At 54.1% G+C, this 15,114-nt stretch carries 16 protein-coding genes; 11 read left to right on the top strand and 5 right to left on the bottom strand.

From position 1 onward, the window contains the following. Positions 1 to 12: 12 nt before the first annotated feature. From TURPA_RS19255 to TURPA_RS19270, 4 genes are read right to left on the bottom strand one after another with little or no spacing between them, the layout of a single operon-like run. A complete protein-coding gene (locus TURPA_RS19255) occupies positions 13 to 336 on the bottom strand; it encodes a hypothetical protein (RefSeq protein ID WP_014804939.1) in 324 nt (107 codons plus the stop codon). A 30-nt stretch (positions 337 to 366) separates the two neighbouring features. Continuing rightward, positions 367 to 1,983, bottom strand: a complete 1,617-nt coding sequence (locus TURPA_RS19260) for a DUF1997 domain-containing protein (RefSeq protein WP_014804940.1) — start codon at positions 1,981 to 1,983, stop codon at positions 367 to 369. 32 nt (positions 1,984 to 2,015) lie between these two features. Then, positions 2,016 to 3,797 carry a monovalent cation:proton antiporter-2 (CPA2) family protein gene (locus TURPA_RS19265; RefSeq protein WP_041948715.1) on the bottom strand — a complete coding sequence of 594 codons (1,782 nt, stop codon included), beginning with the start codon at positions 3,795 to 3,797 and terminating at the stop codon, positions 2,016 to 2,018. Positions 3,798 to 3,810: 13 nt separating this feature from the next. Further along, a complete protein-coding gene (locus TURPA_RS19270) occupies positions 3,811 to 4,512 on the bottom strand; it encodes a lysophospholipid acyltransferase family protein (protein WP_014804942.1) in 702 nt (233 codons plus the stop codon). Here TURPA_RS19270 and TURPA_RS19275 point away from each other — a divergent pair. The 11 genes from TURPA_RS19275 to TURPA_RS23725 all read left to right on the top strand — a co-directional run bounded on the left by TURPA_RS19275 (position 4,512) and on the right by TURPA_RS23725 (position 14,241). After that, positions 4,512 to 5,174, top strand: a complete 663-nt coding sequence (locus TURPA_RS19275; protein WP_041948716.1) for a hypothetical protein — start codon at positions 4,512 to 4,514, stop codon at positions 5,172 to 5,174. The genes TURPA_RS19270 and TURPA_RS19275 overlap by 1 nt on opposite strands. Positions 5,175 to 5,381: 207 nt before the next feature. Next, positions 5,382 to 8,150 carry a GreA/GreB family elongation factor gene (locus TURPA_RS19280; RefSeq protein WP_014804944.1) on the top strand — a complete coding sequence of 923 codons (2,769 nt, stop codon included), beginning with the start codon at positions 5,382 to 5,384 and terminating at the stop codon, positions 8,148 to 8,150. 8 nt (positions 8,151 to 8,158) lie between these two features. Beyond that, positions 8,159 to 8,950: an outer membrane lipoprotein-sorting protein gene (locus tag TURPA_RS19285; RefSeq protein WP_014804945.1), complete on the top strand. Its 792-nt coding sequence runs from the start codon at positions 8,159 to 8,161 to the stop codon at positions 8,948 to 8,950. 2 nt (positions 8,951 to 8,952) lie between these two features. Beyond that, a complete protein-coding gene (locus tag TURPA_RS19290) occupies positions 8,953 to 9,687 on the top strand; it encodes a 16S rRNA (uracil(1498)-N(3))-methyltransferase (RefSeq protein ID WP_014804946.1) in 735 nt (244 codons plus the stop codon). Further along, entirely contained in the window at positions 9,684 to 9,884 is a 201-nt protein-coding gene (gene thiS, locus TURPA_RS19295) for a sulfur carrier protein ThiS (RefSeq protein ID WP_014804947.1), read from the top strand. Before TURPA_RS19290 ends, thiS begins: the two co-directional genes overlap by 4 nt. Then, positions 9,884 to 10,435 (top strand): hypothetical protein, encoded by a 552-nt coding sequence (locus TURPA_RS19300; RefSeq protein ID WP_014804948.1) that lies wholly within the window; start codon positions 9,884 to 9,886, stop codon positions 10,433 to 10,435. Before thiS ends, TURPA_RS19300 begins: the two co-directional genes overlap by 1 nt. Next, positions 10,432 to 11,454: a tryptophan--tRNA ligase gene (gene trpS / locus TURPA_RS19305; RefSeq protein ID WP_014804949.1), complete on the top strand. Its 1,023-nt coding sequence runs from the start codon at positions 10,432 to 10,434 to the stop codon at positions 11,452 to 11,454. The genes TURPA_RS19300 and trpS overlap by 4 nt, the downstream gene beginning before the upstream one ends. Next, complete coding sequence (locus TURPA_RS19310) at positions 11,451 to 12,242, top strand: segregation and condensation protein A (RefSeq protein WP_014804950.1); 792 nt, start codon at positions 11,451 to 11,453, stop codon at positions 12,240 to 12,242. The genes trpS and TURPA_RS19310 overlap by 4 nt, the downstream gene beginning before the upstream one ends. Then, positions 12,239 to 12,778, top strand: coding sequence for an SMC-Scp complex subunit ScpB (gene scpB, locus TURPA_RS19315; RefSeq protein ID WP_014804951.1), 540 nt, complete (start codon positions 12,239 to 12,241; stop codon positions 12,776 to 12,778). Before TURPA_RS19310 ends, scpB begins: the two co-directional genes overlap by 4 nt. A gap of 111 nt (positions 12,779 to 12,889) precedes the next feature. Continuing rightward, a complete protein-coding gene (gene pheA / locus TURPA_RS19320) occupies positions 12,890 to 13,966 on the top strand; it encodes a prephenate dehydratase (protein WP_014804952.1) in 1,077 nt (358 codons plus the stop codon). Beyond that, positions 13,963 to 14,241, top strand: a complete 279-nt coding sequence (locus TURPA_RS23725; protein WP_014804953.1) for a hypothetical protein — start codon at positions 13,963 to 13,965, stop codon at positions 14,239 to 14,241. The genes pheA and TURPA_RS23725 overlap by 4 nt, the downstream gene beginning before the upstream one ends. Before the next feature lie 5 nt (positions 14,242 to 14,246). Here the strand turns inward: TURPA_RS23725 and TURPA_RS22325 are convergent, their stop codons facing one another. Next, on the bottom strand, positions 14,247 to 15,113 hold the full coding sequence (locus TURPA_RS22325; RefSeq protein WP_014804954.1) for a diacylglycerol kinase catalytic domain-containing protein: 867 nt from the start codon (positions 15,111 to 15,113) through the stop codon (positions 14,247 to 14,249). Position 15,114: the final 1 nt, after the last annotated feature.

Below are 15,114 nucleotides of genomic sequence, written 5' to 3' on the forward strand. Positions count from 1 at the left end.
GGATAACCGTGATTAAATGCGCCGGCGGCGTTTCAGTTTTGGTTTTTGCGTTTCGCGCTTGAGAGTTTTGGGTTGCACGATGTCGAGAACCGTGTCGGGGCCCGCCTCTTCAATGCCGACTATTTTCTGGCCATCTAGCAGCCGATGCGCTCGCGGCTTAAACGCCATTACCGACCAGCGTGCGACGGCTGCAGCACAGCCAAAAAGCACCAGATTTTGTCCAAGAGCCTGCCACGTCGGCGCGGCCGCGCGCGCTGCCGCGTCACCGCCGAAAAATAGCAGGCCCAGCACAGCATATAGCCCGAACAGAAAGACGTAAAGTATTACGTCTTTCACGTCAGGCGTTGTGTAAATGCCGGGGAGATATCAGAACCCCGGAATCTTGGGCATGTTCTTCTTGAGCTCTTCTTGCGCTTTACGCTTGGCTTCTTCTTCAGCTGCTTTTTTCGCGGCATCGGCCTTGGCCTTCGCCTCGCCCACAGCCTTATCTTTTGCAGCGTTCAGCTGGCCGGTGATCGCACCTGTCAGATTGCCCGTACCTTTTTTGATCTCGTTCGAGATCAGATCTTTGAGGCTCGGGAACTCAGGCCGCACCACCTTCACGTTAGGCGAAGAGATAGTGCCGCTCGAATCGATGCCAAAAGTGATCAGGCCGTTTTTCATCGCCGGCGCCAGCACCTGTGCACGAATCTTCTCGGGTGCGAGGCCATCTGCCACTGCCTTGCGGGCTGGCTCTGGAACCTGCGCCAGCGCAGGCGTTACGGCCGCTCCAATCGACTTATCGAGATCAGATTCGACAGTTTTTGTGTGCTGCGCTGCGAGCGAGAAATCGCCGCGCATCTTGTGGTCCAGAGATTTTACGTTAACATAGTCTTCAGCCGTCAGGCGAAACTCAAAGTCTTTTGTGATGAGCGCAGGCGGCTCTTTGATGCGCACGACGCCACCGCCATAGGTAATCGTCGCGTACGCGTCCCGTGAAAGCGTCTGCGTTTCGCCGAGAAAGCCCAGTTTGATGCCAATCTTGTTCAGCATTTCGGTCTGCCCTTTCAGCTTTTCAAAGATTGAGAGGCCGGTCACGAAGCTGCCTTCCAGCAAGCCCATTTTCAGCATAACAGATTCTGCCGGGCCACCGGTCTTGGGGTTGAACGGATTGATAGCACCCGCAAGGTCAAATGCGATCTTGAATGACTTCACTCCGCCGCCTTTTGATTCTTGCAGTTCGAGCACGAACTGTGTGGTGAGGCCGATGTGGTTATGTTTTTCGAGATTTTTTGGGTCGATATGTGTGTCGCGCAGGTAAACATTCACTCCGCTTACCTTCAGCGTCTGGCCAAGCGATTCGACGTTGACTGTGAAGAAACCTTTTTCAATGCCTATTTTTCCCATTTTGATCTCAGTCGGTATTTCGCGGATATCAAAAGGTTTTGCGGGTTCTTTGTTTTTCTTTTCGGCGGCTTTTTTCGCCGCGGCCTTTTTATCTTCTTCTTTTTTGGCGGCAGCTTCTTCTGCTTCTTTTGCCAGTTCTTCTTTGGTCTTGGGTTTCAGCAGCAGCGGCTGCAGGTTATTGCCACCGTTTTTGCCGAGCACGATATGCGCCACCGGCTCAGTGAAGAGCAGCGATTTAAGTTCGAATTTCTTACCGAATGAAGTGATGAGCGCGCCGATCGCGACCTGAAAATTGAATTTTTTGAAGCCAATTACCTCGCCTTTCATCGGCGTGCGTTCTGCCATGGGCTTAGCGACCTCTGCGTCACGGTAGCCAATCTTGAAGCCGTCGATCGTGATGCCCGAAAAAGCAGCCCAAATCGGCACCGAGATGTCTTGAATTTCGACGCGGCCGTTGATATTCTCTTCAATCTTTGTGGCGACAAAGTCTTTCGTGACCACTGCCTTGATGGCGATGAAACCACCGACCATCACGACGACGATCAGTATGCCTAGCCCTATCAGGCATTTCTTCAGAATCTTGAGTGCTTTTTTCATAGGGGGAGATAGTCTCACCCTCAACACGCCGGTCAATCTTTTTCTTCAGCGATTGCATCTTGCCGAAAGACTTCGGCGAGCTGCAGACCTGCCTGGTTCGAATAATCGACAAAAAGCTTCTCATTGTCACGGTATTTCCTCTGCGCATGCAGCATCTCTTCGTCGTGTTTGCGAAAGGTGCGCACCATCTGGTCTGCGCGTTTTTCACTGAAGCCGAGCTCGCGCAGCATCACATGCGCTGTTTCTAAACTCGAAGCAAGAGTTTCGCGCCGCAGATCGTCGACCCCAACGTCGATAAGCTCATGTGCATGCGCGCGGTTGCGTGCGCGCGCGATCAGCTTCAGATGCGGAAAGTGCTGCTTGACAATTCGGGCAATTTCGACCGACGCTTCTATATCGTCGACCGCCAGCACGAATATTTTGGCATTGGCGGCCCCGGCCGCCTCGAGCAGATCGAGCCGGCTCGCATCGCCATAATAGACCTTGCTGCCAAATTTGCGCACGGTCTGCACCTGCTCGTAATCGACCTCGAGCGCCGTAAAATCGATTTCGTTAAGCCTCAGCATGCGGCCGATAATCTGGCCGTAACGACCGAACCCCGCCAGAATTACCGGGCTGCCTTCATTCGGCACTTCATCAAATTTCCAAGGCGAAGCGGCGAACCTGGAGCGCAGAAAGCGCTGGTTGAACGCAAACACGAACGGCGTGGCTACAAGACTCACCGCCACCACAACGTTAGCCAGCGCTGCGGTCTCAGGCGTGAAGAGGTTCTTGCCTGCAGCCAGCTTAAAAAGTACGAAAGCAAACTCGCCGCCCTGGCAGATCAAAAAAGCGATATTGCGCGACGCCTCTTTGTCGTAGCGAAAGAGCTGCCCTGCCCCATAGATCGCAACGACTTTAATTGCCATGAGCGCTGCAACTGCAGCGAATACCAAAAGGGGTTGGTTGAGCAGCAGCGAGAAGTCGATGCTCATGCCAACAGCCATGAAAAACAGGCCCAGCAATAAACCTTTGAAGGGTTCGATACTCGCCTCAAGTTCGTGGCGGTATTCTGATTCTGAGAGTAATACGCCCGCGACGAACGTGCCGAACGCCATCGAGAAGCCCGCATGCTCCATGAGAGCAGCGACAGAAAAAACCATGAGCAGCGAGGCCGCTGTGAAGAGCTCTCGACTTTCAGCGCGCACGATGACACGAAAAAAAGGCCGCACGAGGTATTTGCCGCCGACAAGCACCGCGGCAAGCGCGCCGAGCCCCGCGAGAAACCCCGGCGAACTATGGCCTGGCGTGGCAGGCGCCGTGGTCAAAAACGGAATTGCGACCAAAACGGGTATTACCGCGATATCCTGAAACAGTAAGACTGCAAAGGCTGCCCGACCATAGCTTGTATTGAGCTCGTGTTTTTCGCGCAGCAGCTGCAACGCAAACGCTGTCGAAGACAAGGCAGACCCGAACGATAAAATCGCCAACGCGCTGCCGCTCACGCCGTAGGCGAGAAGTGCGCCCCCAATACCCAGCATGCAAAAAATGATCTGCATGAGCCCGAACCCGAAGATGTCGCGCCGCATGTTCCATAAGCGCCCGGGACGTAGCTCTAACCCGATAATAAAGAGCAGAAGCACAACGCCAAATTCAGACAGCGTCAGAATATCGGAGACGTTCCAGATCAGCTTGAGGCCCGATGGCCCGATGACTGCGCCGGCGATCAGGTAGCCCAGAATGCTGCCCAGCCCGAGTCGCGTCGCGAGCGGCACCGCAACGACAGCGGCCGCCATAAAGAGCAGCATGTTTGAAAGTACAGAGTGTGAATCCATAATGTGAATGCGCTTAAGTTAAGCGGTCATACGTTTCGCGCATCAGGGACTCAACGTGTTGCGTCAACTTCTGCGCATCTTGTCGCTGCATACCGCCGGTCGCGATCGGCGGCAGCACTCGCGCCTTCAGCGTGCCGCTACGCATTTTGCCGCTTGCCTTGTCGTAGAGGCGCTTATACGACTCTATCACGACCGGCACCACAGGAACCTGCGCGTCGATTGCCATCACAAACCCACCCTTTTTGAACGGGAGAAATCCTACCTGATCGCGATTACGCGACCCTTCGGGAAAAATCGCGATGGAAACCCGGCGCGTTGTAATCGCTTCGACCCCGGCATCGAGTTGGCCGCGCGCCTGTTTGCCGTCACCCCGCTTAATCAGCACGTTTCCGCCGAGGTAAAAGGCCCAGCCAATGAAGGGAATATAAGCAACTTCTTTCTTACCAATGATCGCCAACCGCGGAATCTTCATCAACCCGAGCGGAAGGCCATCGAGCGAGCTCTGGTGGTTGAAAACATAGACCGCAGGCTCAACCTGAATATTTTCGCGGCCCAAAATGTCGAAGCGCCAGCCGCTGATCAGCTCGCCGACGCGCGCGTAAAAATACATCAACTGCGAAGTGGCAGCATTGTCTCTGAACCTGATCAGCAGGTAAGGCAGCGAGACGGCCGTCAGAAACATCAGCCAGAAATTGGTGAGGTACGCGCGCCACATTGCGTGAGCAGATTACGGCGCTCGCGAAGCCTGTCAATCGCAAGGCCGTACCGGCGCTGCATGAAACACTTGCTGTCACGACTAAACGATCGGGCCATGCCCCCATGGCTCAGGCACACCAGCTGATTGACGTGCGCAAGAACGGTGCTTTCATTTTCAATGATATACTGCTGATCGATTACCGCCAGCAAAATCTGGTGCAGCTGCTGCAAGAAATCGCGACGCAGCGCACGCACCTCGAGCATATGATGAAACGCTATCTGCGCGAAGATGAGCGCATGCTCGGCCAGGAAAAGGCGAATGTCGCCAATGCGCTGCACATGATTATCCGCAACCTCGCCGCGCTCTATTTGCGGGTTTATGACCCCGAATTTGCTGCTGCATTCGGCGACGGGCTTGAGGTGAGCGAAGGCAAAGACGGCTTTCTCGTGAAGGGCAAGATGGATGTTGAAGAGGTGAACATTCATTTTTCTGTGTCGAAGTGGGCGACGGATTACCTCGACAAGTCAGTGCACGAGCTCATCGATGCATTTCAAGAGGCGGCGCGCGACCGCAAGATCACTCTTGAAGAGAAAGTACTGCTGATCAACAAGATCCGCACTATTCTGCTGCAGTGCATTCAATCTTTCTACCTGATCAGAACCGGCGCGGTCTTTAGGTGACTCCTGAGCTGGAAATCACAGGAGTGATTTCCAGCTCAGGACCCCAAATGAGAGTTGACAACCTGATTTTCGGCGGCAGCGTGCCTGAGAGCAGTGGCTGTTGCTACTGCTTTTTTTATGCCCTGATCTGCGATCGCCTGTGCGGCGCACAATAAAGCAGGGTATAGGCCAAGCGGAAACATTCTGCAGCGCTAAAGGGGATATCGAATGAGCGAAACCGAAACAGTACAAGAGACAAAACCCGCGGGTGAAGCAGAAACTCTTGAAGCACGCATTCAAAGCCAGTTCAACGAAGAAAAATGGACACGCCTGTCGGCGAAAGACGTCAGCATTTCACGCTTTAAAATTCTCGAACAGATTTTAGACGAAGTTAAGAAACAAGGCAAACACGACCTTTTGCGCAGTGAGTCGCTTAACCACCTCGGTGAGTATGAGTCGTCGATTGCGGCGCACTACTTCATCGGCATGATGGCACTCGAAAAGAATATTCCCGACGAAATTGTGCACCTCAAGACCCTGCTCGACCAATTTCAAGAGGCGTCGAAATGGGCGGTTGTCGATTATCTTTCAGAAAAGATGCTCGCGGTCACCAAGACTCGCACAATTCTGCGCGCGCGCGCCAATGCCCTCGAAAAACTCGGCAAGCATAAAGAGGCGATTCCCGTTCTCGAGCAACTTGCCGTGCTCGACCGCAAAAACCCTGACATCGCCCTGAAATACGCGGATGCAATCATCAACGAAGACCTCGAGAAGGGCCTGCAGTTCTACAAACAGGCGGCTGAAGCGTTTGCGCGCAACCTGCAGTTCGAAAAGCTGAAAACCACCTGGAACCGGCTCATCGAGCTTCTGCCAGACGATTTCAATTTCTACAAGAAAATTGAGCGTATCCTTACCGGCCACCGCCAGCGTGAGATGATCGCCGAACTTTATGTTCTGCTCGCCAACTACTTCATAAAGAAAGAAGACCATGACAAGGTCATGCTGCTCAGTAAAAAAATTCTCGAATACAACCCGAATTTTGCCCGTTTCAAGAACGAACTGATACGCACCTACCGCGAAAAATACAAGTCGCATTCGCTGCTTGAGGATTTCATAAAGTACTCGGGTCTGACCGACACACGCAAGAGCCTGCAGTCATCGATTCTGAATTTTGAAACCAACATCGTTTTCGATAAAGGCAACTACGTCTTTCACCGCAGCTGGGGTGTCGGCAAAATAACCGAACTCAATACCGCTGAGATGGTCATCGACTTCAAAGACAAAAAAGCCCACAAGATGGATATCCAGATGGCGCTGAAATCTCTGAAGCCACTGCGCGAAGAGCACTTCTGGGTGATGCAGTTCGAGAAGCCAGAAGAGATGACAAAGCTCTTTAAAGAAGATATTACTGCTTTCTTCAAGATATTGCTGCAATCATTCGGCGGTCGCCTCTCGCTCGCCGACATCAAGACCGAACTGACTGACAAGTATGTACCGCTGTCGCAGTGGTCTAAATGGTGGAGCAAAATTCGCCCTGAACTTCTGAAAGACGCACTGATCGGCAATTCTGCGCAGAAAAAAGACGTGATCGAGCTGCATGACACGCCGATCACAACTTCTGAATCGGCGATCGAGCAGTTTCAGGCGGCGCAGGGTTTTGAAGACCGCGTGCAGGCATTTATCGATGTGCTCAAGGCCCCAGAAGAGAACCTCGAAGCCATTGAATTTATCGCTCCTCACTTTCGCGAGACGCTGAAAAGCCTCGACCCAAACACCCGGCTGAAAAGTTTGTGGTTGCTCGAAATGGCAACCGAAGCGCTGGCCGACGACGAGCCGCTTTTCTCTAAGGAGCAGCAGGCTGACATCATTCAGGCCTTCAAGACCCGAACACCCGCAGATCTCGCTGAACTTTATGAAGAAGTGAAGCAGACTGAACTCAAGCGCCACGCCTTGAAATTTGCCAAACGGCACCATAACGAGTGGCGTCGTATCTTTCTCGAAATGCTGTTTGAAACCCCGGTCAAGCTGCATAAGTCGATTATTTCTGACCTTACTGCGGCAAACGCCACCGAAGAGATTTCAGAATTTATTAACCGCCTGAAAAAAGACGTGAAAACAAATGCCGAGGTCTTTCTCTGGACCGTAAAATCAGTGATTGCCGGCCAGCTCGAACTACCCGCAGGCCAGACGCAAGAAGCCCTGCTCGGTCTCTTTCGTATGATGAAGTCGATTCCGAAGATCGAACCGAAGGGCTCGAAGCTGCGCAACAGCGTTCGCGATATTTTCTTCGGCTCGGGCAAAGACGACCTGCTGAACGTGATTTCGCGCGAGGCTAAAGATTCGGTGCGCAGATTCTCTGCCCTGCTAAAAGACGTGCCCTTCTTCAATGACGGTGAAAAAATTCAGATCGTATCGCAGCTGCGTGAACTGAACCCCGCGGCGTTTGCTGAACAAGAAGACGACCACGATCAGACAGAAATCCAAGAAAGCCTTGCAGCACGCCTCGAAAAATCGGGCGGTACAGTGGCAAGTCTCGATGCGATCGAAGCGATGCGCGCAAAACTGGATAACCTAATCAACGTCGAGATACCGAAGAACTCAGAAGAGATCGGCGTCGCGCAGGAAAAAGGCGACCTGCGTGAAAACTCTGAATACAAGGCGGCACTCGAAAACCAGACGATTCTTCAGGCAACAGTCACGCAGCTTGAAGCCGACCTCAAGGCTCTGCAACAGATTACTGCTGAAGATATTGATACCAACGCAGTTTCAATCGGTACGCGGGTGAAACTACGCGATGGCGCGAGCGGCGACATCTTCGTCTACTCGATTCTCGACCAGTGGGATGCAGACGTCGACAAGGGCATTATCTCGTATAAGTCGCCGCTCGGCAAAGTGCTCATGGGTGCGCGCAAAGGTTCGACACAGACCTTTAACGCGCAGAAGCTTGAGATCATCGGTATCGAAAAAGCAATCGACGCCGCAGGCCGCGTGGTCTGAAGTTAGCCATGACCCGCCGCCGAATCACGATACTTGCGAGCCTCACCTGCCTGCTTCTGCTCGGGCAGGTGAATGCACAGGGTAAAACCGGTATCGGCGGCACCGCGTTCGAAATCATGGACAGAGTGTTTCAGCAGCTGCAATACGCCGAAGGACACCAGAAATTGCAGCTGACGATCACGACCCGCGAGGGTAAGTCGGTTGTCTACAAAGCATCGCTGTACCAAAAGCAGAATGCGAGTTTTTTTGTATTCGATTCGATGACCCGCGGCACTGAGCTCAAGCTGCTCTACAACGACCAGGGCCAGAACATCTACGCTTATCTGACGCACGATAAGCGCATGTTCCATAAGAAATATCTTGATCGGTTTGAGAATGTACTTGGGTCAGGGTTTGCGTACATCGACATCGCGAACGCCTCTTTCATCGACAACTACCAACAAAAGATAAAGGGCTCAGAAAAGAATGAAGAGGGCGAATTCACAATCATCGAGAACCTGCCGCTCGACAAGGGCCATTATGGCAAGCTACTGGTATTGGTAGACCCGAAGAAAGACAACCGCGTGCGGCGCATAGATTATTACGATTCGGCGATGGTACTCATGAAAACACTCACACTCACCTATGGCAGTCTTTCGGTGCGTGAAGAGAAAAATCTGACGAAACAGATCGAGTTTCCCATTCGCTGGGACATGGCCGACGTCAGCCGCGGCACGGTAAGCACGCTTGAATTCTTTTCGGTCGACAAGACAGCACGACTCGACGCGTCGCTGTTCAAAAAAGAAAATATCGAAAAATAACCGTGACCGAAGCCGCCCCGCCGCTGCGCAGGCTGCAAAAAGACCATGCGCTGATTCTGCTGACAGCGCATGAATACCTCGCGCTGCAAGAGCGCGGTTCGCTCGCAATGCCCGACAGACACCGCGAGCACTTCGTCAAAGTCATGCGCAGGGCGAATACCTGGCAGGCAATCGTGGGCGATGGCTCAGGCAAAATCTCACCTGCAATGGTTGAAAAATCCACCCTGTTGCTCACCGACAGGCAGCGTGAAATCACGTTGCAACGCAAGGCTCGCGCAGTGACACTCGTGCAGGCCTGGATCAAGCCGAAAGCGCTGAGCCTCGTGTTACAGAAAGCGGCCGAACTGGGCGCGAGCCACATTCATCTCATCGACTGCGACCGTTCCCAGGCGATGCACGAAAAAACGGCGCGTATCGAGGCGGTGGTCGAAAATGCCTGTATGCAGGCGTATAACCCCGTGAGGCCGCACGTTACCACGGGAAATCTCGCCGCGTGGCTGACGGCACCTCAATCTGAGATGCTTTACGGCGACCTCGAAGCCGAAGCGCGCATTACAGATTTTTCGGCTTCGGCTGGCAGCAGCCTGTGCTTCATCAACGGCCCCGAAGGCGGGTTCAGTGACGCCGAAATCGCACGGCTGAGGCAGGTCGCACGGCCGGTTCTGCTTTCTGAAAATGTTTTGCGCTCTGAAACGGCCGCAATATTTGCCTTAGGGTATCTGTGTCTTCAGCCATGACAGTGAACGGAGAAAATATTCCCCTGCAGGGTATCGGCGACGCGACCCTTGCGGGGCTAATCGCTCACTTAAAGCTGTCGCCGAACCGCATCGCAGTCGAGCTCAACGGCGAACTCGTAGACCGCCTGGCCTTTGCGAGCACGACACTCAATGACAGCGACGTGCTTGAGCTGATACACTATGTGGGGGGTGGCTGATGCCCTCTCTCGCGCAGGCGCTCGAACAGGCCTCAGATCTCTTCATCACTGTGCCGAGCGCCCTGACGGTGCTGCTCACGCGCGAGTGGTTCTGCGCGCGCATGGCCGGCGACAGCGAATCAAGCCCCCTCGCCGACTTTTCTCTCGTGTCGTTTGCCTCACTGACGCTGAATGGCAGCGCCCCCGGCGGCCTGCTCAGAGACCGCCCGATGGCGCTGCTCAGGTTCATGCATGGGCAACTCTGGCTCGTTATTCTGCTGACCATCGGCGTTGCGTACGCGGCGATCAAAGCGCCGGCACCGATGAGTTTTTCAGCAGGTTTCTCGGCTGTGTTTCTGAAACAAACCTGGGCGCTCTTTATCATCAACTGGATTCCCCTGCCCCCGTTCGATGCGGCTTCGGTATATTTCGCCCCATTCATGCAATGGAAAATGTTTCACGCGCTCAATCTGGCGTTTGCGATTGTTGTCGCCGTCGCGCTCAGTTTCAGCTTCTGGCGGATTGATTTTTTTACGGGTAATTTTTTAGTGCAATGGTTAAAGCTCGCATGAATACACAAGACCCAAAGCCACGGCGAATACTCAGCGGTATGCAGGCGACGGGCGAACTGCATGTGGGCCACTATCTGGGCGTACTGACCAATTTCAGCCGCCTGCAGCACGAAGCCGAATGCTTCTTCATGGTGGCCAACCTGCATTCTCTGACAGCGTTTTATCCGAATTATCCCGATGCGCACCGATTTATCGCGCCGATGGTTTCAGACTGGCTGGCGGCAGGCATAGCCCCTGAAAAGGCGACGATCTTCGTGCAGTCCGACGTGCCCGAACACAGCGAACTGGCGCAGCTTCTGGCGATGTTCACGCCGGTTTCATGGCTCGAACGCAACCCGACGTATAAAGACAAACAGGCGAATACTGAAAAAGATCTGGATTCGTTTGGCTTTCTGGGTTACCCTGTTTTGCAGGCGGCCGATATTGTCTTGTACGATGCGACACACGTACCGATCGGCGAAGACCAGCTGCCGCACCTCGAACTCACGCGTGAAATCGCGCGGCGTTTCAACCACTATTACCGCGCGGGCAAAGCGGACGTTTTGACAGTGCCGCAGGCGATTCTTTCGTCGTTCCCCAAAGTTGCGGGCCTTGACGGGCGTAAGATGAGCAAGAGCTACAACAATTCGCTGAATCTGGCCGAAAGTGCAGAATCGCTGAGCAAGAAATTCATGGTCATGAAAACCGACACGGCCCGGGTCAAGCGCACCGACCCAGGCAACCCCGAAAATTGTACCGTCTTTACCTACTATGACTTTTTCGCGGCCGACCTCAAAGAAGAAGTAAATCAGGGGTGCCGCAGCGCGGCTCTCGGCTGCGTCGACTGTAAAAAGCAGCTGCTGACACGCTTTTTGCCGGCGATGGCTCCCTTTAATGCGAAGCGCCGTGAGCTTGCTGAAAAGTCAGGTTTGGTAAACGATATATTGCACGCCGGTGCTGAACGGGCGCGCAAGGTCGCTGCGGCAACCATGGCACGCGTGAAAGATTCTATGGGGCTCGTTTCGAGGTATTCGCTGTGAGCATCGCGACTCTGCCGGGGTTCGAAGATGCCTCCCGGTTTCAGGTTGCATTTTCAACGCGCGCCGGCTCTGAACAAAAAGGCCCTCTCGCCATTTTATGGACTCTGATCGAAAGTTACGAAGTCGATATCTTCTCGGTTTCACTTTCGCGCATCACACACGACTTTATCGGCTATATGGAAAAAACGCCGATTTCTCTCGAAGAACAGGCAGAGTTCACGCACACCGCTGCGCGGTTACTCTTTTACAAAAGCCGGCTGCTGCTGCCGAACGCAGTCATCGGAGAAGATACTCCTCCCGATACGCTGCCATATGAACTTGTCGAGCAGCTGCTCGAGTACAAGAAAATGCAGGCCGCGGCGCTCGAAATGCGCCAGCTCGAAGAACGCGCGCAGCTTCGCCTGACACGCGAGGCGGGCTGGGGCCATTTTGAGCAAGACGGCGACTACCTTGAAGTCGATCTGCTGTCTTTCTTGCGCACCTTTCGTGATTTTCTCGAACGCGAAGAGAAATCGCGGCCGATGCAGATACACGATGAGACGATTACCGTTGAAGAAATGATCGAATACATGGCGGGCCGTCTTGCCGGCGGCGGTGAAGCATCTTTCTTTCGCTCAGTGACAGGCTTTTCAATCGCGCGTATCATCGCCTGCTTTCTGGCGCTGCTCGAAATGGCGAAACAAAAACTGGTCAAACTGCGGCAAGACGACTGGCTGGGAGATATACACTTTTCACCCTACACCGGCGACAACACAGAGCAGCTCGCCATAGAGTTTGAGGCAACATGAACGACTCCGCGTATCTCAAAGCTGCTGTTGAAGGCCTGCTTTTCTTATCGGGCGCGGGGCTTACCGTGGCTGAAATTGCCGCGGGTCTTGGCATGAACAGCGAGCAGGTACAGATCGCGCTCGATTCACTGGTAGACGAATATGCCGAGCGCGAATCGGGCATCGGCATACATGAAATTTCTGGCCGGTATACTTTTGCCACCGCGCCCGGTATTCACCCCGCGATACAGAATTTTCTGCGGCAAAAGAAAAAAGAAACGCTGACCAAATCGGCTCTCGAGACTCTCGCCATTATCACTTACAAGCAGCCGATTACCCTGCCAGAAATTGAAGAAATCCGCAGTGTTGGCTCGCGCGCGCAGCTGATTGCACTGCAGCAGAAAAAGCTCGTGAAGGCAGTGGGCCAGAAAGAGACCGTGGGCAAACCCACGCTCTATGGCACGACTAAAGATTTCTTGCGCTACTTTGGCTTGAACAGCCTCGACGAACTGCCGCCGCCGCAAGACGTCAAAGAGCTGAATTTCGACGAGCTCTGATATGCGAGCAGTGATTAGGAGCGAGTCTCAAAACCGCCTGCGCCTGGCTCGCGATAAGTTCAAGGCCGAACCCGGCTTGTCGCGAGACGAGGGTTTTGAGACTCGTTCTAAGTGAAACAGTACCGAGACCAGATTGACCGCATCGACTCTGAAATTGTGCGCCTCATCGGCCAGCGCGCAGAGATCGCGCGTGAGATAGCAGCGGCGAAACAAAAAGACAATCTGCCGCTTTACCAACCAGACCGCGAGCAGCAGGTCTATGACAAAATCGCGAAACTGAACCCCGGCATTGTCGACGACGAATCGCTGCGCAATATTTACCGCGAAATCATGAGTGCCACGCTGAAGCTTGAAGGGTCGATACAGGTCGGCTACTTCGGTGCTGAAGGCAGTTTCAGCCACCAGGCAACGCTCAAGAAATTCGGCCGCAGCCTCAGCCTCGCGCCGTTCAGAACCATCGACGATGTGTTTCAGGCGACCGAGCGCGGCGAAATTCGTTACGGTGTGGTGCCGATTGAAAACTCAACTGAAGGTATGGTCAAAGCGACGCTTGACGCGCTCGTAAAATACAACCTGCAGATTTATTCTGATATCGTGCTGCAGATTACGCAGAGCCTGCTGACGCGCGCCAAAGACCTGAAGTCAATCGAGCGTATCTATACGCACCCGCAGGCTTATGCCCAGGCTCGTAATTTTATCATGAAGAACATCGCGCAGGCTGAGTGGATCGAGACGCCTTCGACCTCAGAAGCGGTAAAGATTGTCGCCGAAGACGGCAGCGAACGCCTGGCGGCAGTTGCGTCGCATGTCGCCGGCGAAATTTACGGTGTGCCAGTTCTGCTCGACGACATCACCGATTACAAGCGCAACTTCACCCGCTTCGTGGTGATCGGCCGCGATACCGCAAACCGGGCCGAACGCAACCGTACCATGATTTCTTTCAACCTGCCCGACAGCACGGGCTCACTCTACCGTGCTCTCGCGCCGCTTTATGAAGAAAAAATCAACATGCGCGGCATCGAGTCAAGGCCCGACCGCTCGCAGGTGTGGAGTTATATTTTCTTCATCGACCTTGAAGGCCACGCAGACGATGCGCCGATGCAGGCGGCTTTTGCCAAAATACGCGATCTGACGACAGGTTTCAGAATTCTGGGTTCATACCCGGTCGAAAAGGGTCCCGAAGATTGAGCAGGGCCGAACGCCGCATAGTCATCCATTGCCCAGGGGTCGAAAAGGCGGCGGACTTTTTCGGCTACTTTCGTGACGTTTTGCACTCCACATTTGACAACAACCTTGAAATGCTGCAGCGCGTGATCGAAAGCGATGTAGAAGGCCCACTCGTTGTCGAACTCAGGGACTACCACCACGCGAGCGAAGAAAGCCGGCTCGTTCTGTCATCACTGACTCGCATTATTGAGAAAGCTGCGGCCAAAACCGGCAACATACGCAGCGAAGTGACCTGAGTTGTTCAGTAAATGGCGCGCAAATGGGTATCATGCGCGCGAATGTGCAGGTGCTCCCCCAGCGCAATCGGCACCCGGTGGTGCGAGCCGTCGACGAACAGCGCACCGTTCATCATGCTGCTGACGATACCGAGAGTTTCTCCCGATTTGACGGAACCCGCCCCGAGGCGGCGGCCGTCGTCGCTGTAAAGCTCGCGCACAATGAACCTCAGCTCTTTTTGTCTGAATGGTTTGCCGCCTGCCGATGCGTAGGCAGCGGTCGAGCCGGTTGGCGTCGTCACCCAGATACCAGAACTTTTTTGGTGGTGCGTGCTGCGGCGGTAGCGCAGCGTATACCTTGACGTCGCCGCCGGGTTCGCCTCGGTAAAGAGCACGTCATTCAGCACGGGAAAAGCCACCGCCCGGCCCTGAACGCCGACGTGCATACGCAATAGCTGTGTTTCGGCAACGGCAGGCTTTTTGCCCTCAAGCATCGCCCCGAGCTGGGCTTCGAGGCGCCGGGTAGCCGTGGCCGACTTAAGGTTGAAACGGCAGTAGTGCCCGACGCTGTTTTCGGGCGATGAATTCACCCCGAGCAGAACCGAACGCTCGATAAAGTGCGAAGCATTGATAAACGTTCCGTCGCCGCCGAATGAAACCACAAGCCGGTATGCATCGAGGCTCTGCTGCAACGAATCGCGCTCAAAGTACGTGATCGAAGCGCGCGTTGACTGCAGCAGCTTGCGAAAGCGATCGAGCGCGCGCGCATGGTCGTCGTGCGCTGCCTCGAGGCGCACGCTGAGTTCGGGGTTCAGTTCACGGTGCTTTCTGATCTGGCGCGGTGAATAACTTTCAAGCGCAGAAAATTTATAGACGACAGCGATATCTTTCATT

This window comes from Turneriella parva DSM 21527 (assembly GCF_000266885.1).
Classification (GTDB): Bacteria; Spirochaetota; Leptospiria; order Turneriellales; family Turneriellaceae; genus Turneriella; species Turneriella parva.

Excerpts from the sequence above, each read along its gene's own strand:
- TURPA_RS19260 (WP_014804940.1), bottom strand. The coding sequence starts at position 1,983 with ATGAAAAAAGCACTCAAGATTCTGAAGAAATGCCTGATAGGGCTAGGC.
- TURPA_RS19265 (WP_041948715.1), bottom strand. The coding sequence starts at position 3,797 with ATGGATTCACACTCTGTACTTTCAAACATGCTGCTCTTTATGGCGGCC.
- TURPA_RS19270 (WP_014804942.1), bottom strand. The coding sequence starts at position 4,512 with ATGTGGCGCGCGTACCTCACCAATTTCTGGCTGATGTTTCTGACGGCC.
- TURPA_RS19280 (WP_014804944.1), top strand. The coding sequence starts at position 5,382 with ATGAGCGAAACCGAAACAGTACAAGAGACAAAACCCGCGGGTGAAGCA.
- TURPA_RS19285 (WP_014804945.1), top strand. The coding sequence starts at position 8,159 with ATGACCCGCCGCCGAATCACGATACTTGCGAGCCTCACCTGCCTGCTT.
- thiS (WP_014804947.1), top strand. The coding sequence starts at position 9,684 with ATGACAGTGAACGGAGAAAATATTCCCCTGCAGGGTATCGGCGACGCG.
- TURPA_RS19300 (WP_014804948.1), top strand. The coding sequence starts at position 9,884 with ATGCCCTCTCTCGCGCAGGCGCTCGAACAGGCCTCAGATCTCTTCATC.
- trpS (WP_014804949.1), top strand. The coding sequence starts at position 10,432 with ATGAATACACAAGACCCAAAGCCACGGCGAATACTCAGCGGTATGCAG.
- scpB (WP_014804951.1), top strand. The coding sequence starts at position 12,239 with ATGAACGACTCCGCGTATCTCAAAGCTGCTGTTGAAGGCCTGCTTTTC.
- TURPA_RS22325 (WP_014804954.1), bottom strand. The coding sequence starts at position 15,113 with ATGAAAGATATCGCTGTCGTCTATAAATTTTCTGCGCTTGAAAGTTAT.